The sequence below is a fragment of the Microcystis flos-aquae FACHB-1344 genome (assembly GCF_014698375.1).
Classification (GTDB): Bacteria; Cyanobacteriota; Cyanobacteriia; order Cyanobacteriales; family Microcystaceae; genus Microcystis; species Microcystis aeruginosa.
The window spans coordinates 1-5,629 of the sequence record NZ_JACJSW010000041.1; the positions used below are offsets into that span (position 1 = coordinate 1).

Sequence of the window (5,629 nt, forward strand, 5' to 3'; positions counted from 1 at the left end):
TTCCCGGTGGTCTCGTGCGCCTGCCGTTAATTGCGCCGTTGGTGTTCGCCAGTCGTTGTCAGTCCCAAACAATCGATCGCTCCGATAGCGATCTATTTTTTCTTTGGGGTATCAGCTTACTAAATTAGCCGTAAAATTAAAAGCTAATAGAGTACCTAAAACAATAGACCTCTTGCAGAAATCAAAAATCGTTGTTAGGGTTAGGAGTCAGTAGCCAGTAGTCAGTAGTCAGGAGAATTAAGAATGAATCATAATCAATTAAATGGTCTATTTACAGATTTTATGGCATTTAATCCTTATTTTTGCCGTTTTTGAACCATGAAAAATTAATTATGCAAGAGGTTTAATTAATTATCCATCTAAACCGTCAGCCCTCAGTCGAACGCTTTTTCACCGGATTAGTAAACAGTGAACTAAAAACTCAAATCTGATCCCTGATAAGCTGTCTCCTGTCGACCGTCTCCTGTCGACCGTCTCCTCACCTCAGGGAAGATTTTTGCTGTTTGCAGGAGAGCTACTGATTCACTGAGGACTTGCGACGACGACAGCGTTCTGAACAGTATTTGACCTCATGCCAACAGTTTTGCCACTTTTTGCGCCAAGTAAAGGATAAACCGCAAACGGGACAAATTTTACTGGGAAGATCGGACTTCGAGACCTGACGTGCCATGATTAAACTTAAAAAGTCAAAAACTGCGCCTTATCTATGAGTGTAGATGAAAATAATCAGAGTTCCCCACTCGATCGCCTGAGAATTATTTTAGTTGAACCAGCCGGAGCCTTAAATGTGGGTTCCACTGCCAGAATTATGCGGAATATGGGCTTAAGTCGCTTAATTATCGTCAATCCTGCCTGTGATATCCTTGCAGAAGAAGCGCGACGCATGGCAGTACACGGAATTGAAGTCCTAGAAAACTGTTCACAGGTAGCCACCCTGGGGGAAGCTTTGCAGGGATGTCATCGCATCATTGCCACCACCTCGAAACCCCGTCACCTGAATACTCCCCTCGAAACACCCCGGGCTGCCCTACCCTGGTTACTCACCCCTAACCTGGAATCGGCCCTAATTTTCGGGCCAGAAGACCGGGGTTTAAGTAACAGCGAACTGAACCACGCCCAGCGTTTTGTCGGTATTCCCGCTAATCCTCAATATTCCTCCCTCAATCTCGCCCAAGCGGTGGCGGTTTGCTCCTACGAACTGTACCAAATGGCCAGGGAAAATAGGCTCGAACCCCCGTTAGAAACGCTCCCTAATGCCACTTTTGAGGCTCTAGAAGGCTATTATCAGCACTTAGAGAGCTTTTTGCTCAAAATTGGCTATCTTTACCCCCACACCGCCGCCGCTAGGATGGAGAAATTCCGGCAATTTTATCATCGGGCCCGGCCCACGGTGGAGGAATTAGCTCTGCTGCGGGGCATTATCGGTCATATTGAAAGTATCGGGCAACTTTTTCTCGGTCTTGATAGTCTCAAGGGCAAGAAAAAAAATTCTCCTAGCGATCGATAATAAATCTGGATACCCTTGAGGAAAACCGTGACTCGTCAAGTAACTCGTCGTCCCACTAAAGTCCAATCCGGCCCTGGGTCCCCTAGGGCCATGGACTCAAACAACAAAAAAAAGTCTTTACCGGTTAAAAGGGCAAAAAAACAGCGTAAAACTAACCTAATCGCCTCTTTTCTCCTTCAGGTTCTTCGCTTCTCTATCCTTGGTGTCGGTTTAGGTGCGATCGCTGGTACGGTTTTAACCGTGGTGGATCCGAGCAAATTACCTCTACACCCAAAACCCACCGCTACTAATTCCCCGACTCCCAAACCCGTCACCCCAAAACCGACCACGTTAGTTTTCAACGAAAATCTCAGCAGCCTCAACCAGAAATTACAGGCTTTAGCGGTCAAATATCCGAAATTACAGGCGGGAGCTTTATTTATTGACCTCGATAACGGTGCTTACGCTAATTTTCGCGGAGATACTATTTTTGCCGCCGCTAGTACGATTAAAATCCCGATTCTGGTGGCCTTTTTTGAGGATGTGGATGCGGGAAAAATTCGTCTCGATGAACCCCTTGTGGCCACTAAGGATGTCATGGCCAGTGGGTCCGGGGATATGCAGTATCTAGGAGTGAATAAAACCTATACTGCCCTAGAAACCGCCACTAAAATGAACGTAATTAGCGATAATACCGCTACTAATATGTTAATTAAGCGCATGGGCGGCAAAGAGGCTCTTAATCAGCGTTTTCAAGCTTGGGGTTTGACCAGTACGGTAATTAATAACGCTTTACCTGATTTGGAAGGAACCAATACCACAAGTCCGAGAGATTTGGTGACAATCTTAGGAAAAGTTAATCAAGGGGAATTACTCAGTTTACGTTCCCGCGATCGTCTATTAAATATTATGCAGGAAACGCGCACTCGCACCCTGCTGCCGCAAGGTATCGAGAAATCCGCCGATATTGCCCATAAAACCGGTGATATTGGCTCGATGTTAGCGGATGCGGGGATTATTGATATGCCCAACGGCAAACGCTATCTAGGAGCAGTGATGGTGAAACGTCCCCACAATGATAGTAACGCTAGGACTCTGATTCAACAAATATCACGCACGGCCTACCAACACTTTAAATGGTATCAATCTAAACCCGCAGCCAAACCGCAACCGGTCGCCCAGTCTTCTCCCTCTCCTAGTCCGGTCGTTATTCCTAGTCCGGGTAATTAGCCCCTAGGTTAAATTATTGGCTAAAAGACGGGCCAATTGTTCGGCATTTGCCCGGGGGGAAAGACGAGGGAGGATTTTTTCCCCCGTGGCTAGTTTTTGACAGAGGACGGGGATTTCGTACTGATAAGCGTTAAACCAATCCTCTCGACTGGTAATGTCCCTAATTTCTAACTGCCAGTCCGGTTGACGGATTTTTTCTAGTTTCTCTAGCAACCCTTCGCAAAGATGACAGTCCGGTTTACTGTATAAAATTAGTTCTATGGTAGTCATAAATATTTATGTTCATTACCTCCACGATTAGTCTCTCATCAACAATTCTACAAACTCCCACACCCACAACGACTTTAAATAATAATTTAGTTAATTCAGGTACTCAAGATCTAGTCTATATCGGTGTGTTTCTTCTGGCAATTACCCTAGTCATGGTTATTGGTATTATCAATAAGAAAATCGAATACGCTCTCATTTTTGCCGCAACTCTCACCGTTATTTTAATTGCTTTCTTCTGGTTTTTATAAGTCCTTCAACCAAGGGGATTGAGGGCAAACCCTCCTTAATAAAGATTAACGGCTCTCGTTGATTCACCTTCACCGAATTGTTAAGTAATACTAAATCTGGTTATTAAAGACTGATTATTTATAGCGTTTCCTAAGCTAGTGAGGTACACCTATTTTCTTCCCTTTTGCCTTTTGCCTGTTGCCTTTTGCCTAAAACCCATAACTTTTGTACCTCAGCAGACTGAAAAACGCTATATTCCCCTTTTTGCATGAGTGCATCAGTAGAAAACGGGTTTCTCGGAGAAACCCGTTTTCTGTGCGTTACTCAACGGATTTAGCATAATTCGAGTTCAGACTTGACAAAAATCTCCCTAAGACCGAGCGGAAGATTAAGGAGTGCATCTCATATTTGCAGAAATACCGACAATTAGCAATTATCAGTGACTCTTAAATTGGTACAAAAATATGAACAATCGCGTGTAAGCATCCCACCGAAAAACTAATGCGCTCCGGGGTTTGGGGGCGGCACCACGCCCCCATAGGGGTTTGGGGGGTAGAACCCCCCAAAAGCTTGGATTGAGTGATAAAACCGAAAGTAACGCCCAATTTTAGGAGAAAGTTTCCCCTTAAAAATCCCAAATTAGTAGATTTACAAAAATGAGATGCACCCCAAGCAAAACGATCAAACTTATAATATAATTGTATTGATTGTCGCTTGTTGCTAGAATCACCCAAAATTGACTCAATGGGTTTATAAACGATGACAACCCTAGATATTGCTACCGATATTGTCTGTCCTCCCACCGATTTATGGAGTGATGAACCACCCTTGGAAAGTGATCTGCATTTACAACAAATTATTTTATTATTATCTTGTCTTGATTGGCTCTGGCAAGATAGAAACGATTACTATGCCTCGGGCAATTTGACTATTTATTATAACGAAAGACAACTGAAACAGCGAGATTTTTGTGGACCAGATTTCTTCGTGGTTTTAGATACAGAGAAACGTCCCAGGAAAAGTTGGGTCGTCTGGGGAGAAGGGGGTAAATATCCCAATCTAATCATCGAAATTCTCTCCGATTCCACCGCTAATGTGGACAAAAAAGCCAAAAAGGAACTATATCAGCATACTTTCCGGACTCCTGAGTATTTTGGGTTTGATCCTAATACTTTAGAATGGCAAGGATTCACTTTAATTGAGGGACAATACCAACCGATTACCCCCAATGAAAACGGTTATTTATTGAGTAAGCAACTAGGATTATATTTAGGGATTTTTGCCAATAAATTGCGCTATTTCACCGAATCGGGTGAATTGGTTCCCACCCCTCAAGAGTCGGCCCAACAGGAAAGATTAGCCAAAGAAAGGGAAAGATTAGCCAAAGAACAGGAAAGATTAGCCAAAGAAAGAGAACAGCAACGGGCGGAAAAATTAGCCCAAAAGCTGCGAGAATTGGGCATTAATCCCGATGAAATTGCTTAAATATCCGGTTGGGTGTGTTAGGGTAGAAACCAGGGCGCAATTTTTCCTTAATTGCTAGGCATAAAATAAGACGAGGAATCCGAAACTCTGATTCTCGCCTAGTTGGTTAGCCCTATTCTTACCTAGAAATCATGGCAAAATCTGCTTAACCCGCACTGATGTTATAATAATGACCGAGAACAACAATCTTCAAATATAATTAGGGCTGGCTGAATAATGGTAAAACCCCTTTAAAATAAGGCTTTTGACCTGTTAAAATCCGATGTTCATGCTGCGAAAATCGGATTGGGACCCTCAAAAACCTGGCATTATCCCTCTTGTCGTACATAAATTGGTACAAAAAGAGAGGGCAACAAAGCCTGAAACGACCGGCTACTGACGACCGACGACCGACGACCGACTCCTAACCCCACCAACAAACTTTTTGCCGCAAACCCTACATATTTATTAGACAAAACTGCCGAAAAATTTCAAGCTGACTATAGCGTTTCCTAAGCTAGTGAGGTACACCTATTTTTCTTCCCTTTTGCCTCTTGCATGAGTGCCTTTTGCCTAAAACCCATAACTTTTGTACCTCAGCAGACTGAAAAACGCTATATATTTTAATCGATATGAGTCCCAGTTTGGGGTCAATCAATCAAAATATACTGATGACCATTGACATACTCCCACCGTCAAGCTACGCTGTGACGGGGGATTCTTGACCTATCACTATCGTAAATTCCTTGTTCAACGAGACAACTTAAATTCTCAATGTCTCCACTGAAAATCTTTCTTGCCGGACTCTCCCCCCCCCTTGCCCCCCGACATCGGGGGGGTTTGGGTCGGTTTCTGTTTGCCCAACAGTACCGTTGAGATGATTTCCCAAATATTTCAACCCTTTTTTAAGAATGTTGATTGCTGCATTATGATCCCTATCTAAGATTGTTT

At 43.6% G+C, this 5,629-nt stretch carries 6 protein-coding genes and 1 pseudogene; 4 read left to right on the plus strand and 3 right to left on the minus strand.

All coding sequences use genetic code 11. The annotated features are described in order from the left end of the window. Nucleotides 1-514: 514 nt before the first annotated feature. Nucleotides 515-670: a DUF2256 domain-containing protein gene (locus H6G48_RS02765; RefSeq protein WP_190718840.1), complete on the minus strand. Its 156-nt coding sequence runs from the start codon at nt 668-670 to the stop codon at nt 515-517. 36 nt (nt 671-706) lie between these two features. Here H6G48_RS02765 and H6G48_RS02770 point away from each other — a divergent pair, with 36 nt between their 5' ends. Then, nucleotides 707-1,507 carry an RNA methyltransferase gene (locus H6G48_RS02770; protein ID WP_190718845.1) on the plus strand — a complete coding sequence of 267 codons (801 nt, stop codon included), beginning with the start codon at nt 707-709 and terminating at the stop codon, nt 1,505-1,507. Between the two features lie 27 nt (nt 1,508-1,534). Continuing rightward, nucleotides 1,535-2,716, plus strand: coding sequence for a serine hydrolase (locus H6G48_RS02775; RefSeq protein ID WP_190718848.1), 1,182 nt, complete (start codon nt 1,535-1,537; stop codon nt 2,714-2,716). Nucleotides 2,717-2,719: 3 nt separating this feature from the next. Here the strand turns inward: H6G48_RS02775 and H6G48_RS02780 are convergent, their stop codons facing one another. Then, a complete protein-coding gene (locus H6G48_RS02780; RefSeq protein WP_008204472.1) occupies nt 2,720-2,986 on the minus strand; it encodes a glutaredoxin family protein in 267 nt (88 codons plus the stop codon). An 8-nt stretch (nt 2,987-2,994) separates the two neighbouring features. Here H6G48_RS02780 and H6G48_RS02785 point away from each other — a divergent pair, with 8 nt between their 5' ends. Next, entirely contained in the window at nt 2,995-3,234 is a 240-nt protein-coding gene (locus tag H6G48_RS02785) for a hypothetical protein (protein WP_190718851.1), read from the plus strand. A gap of 739 nt (nt 3,235-3,973) precedes the next feature. Then, nucleotides 3,974-4,699 carry a Uma2 family endonuclease gene (locus H6G48_RS02790; RefSeq protein ID WP_190718853.1) on the plus strand — a complete coding sequence of 242 codons (726 nt, stop codon included), beginning with the start codon at nt 3,974-3,976 and terminating at the stop codon, nt 4,697-4,699. Nucleotides 4,700-5,373: 674 nt separating this feature from the next. Here H6G48_RS02790 and H6G48_RS02795 read toward each other — a convergent pair. Continuing rightward, nucleotides 5,374-5,629: pseudogene (locus H6G48_RS02795) on the minus strand (RNA-guided endonuclease TnpB family protein); the annotation flags it as partial.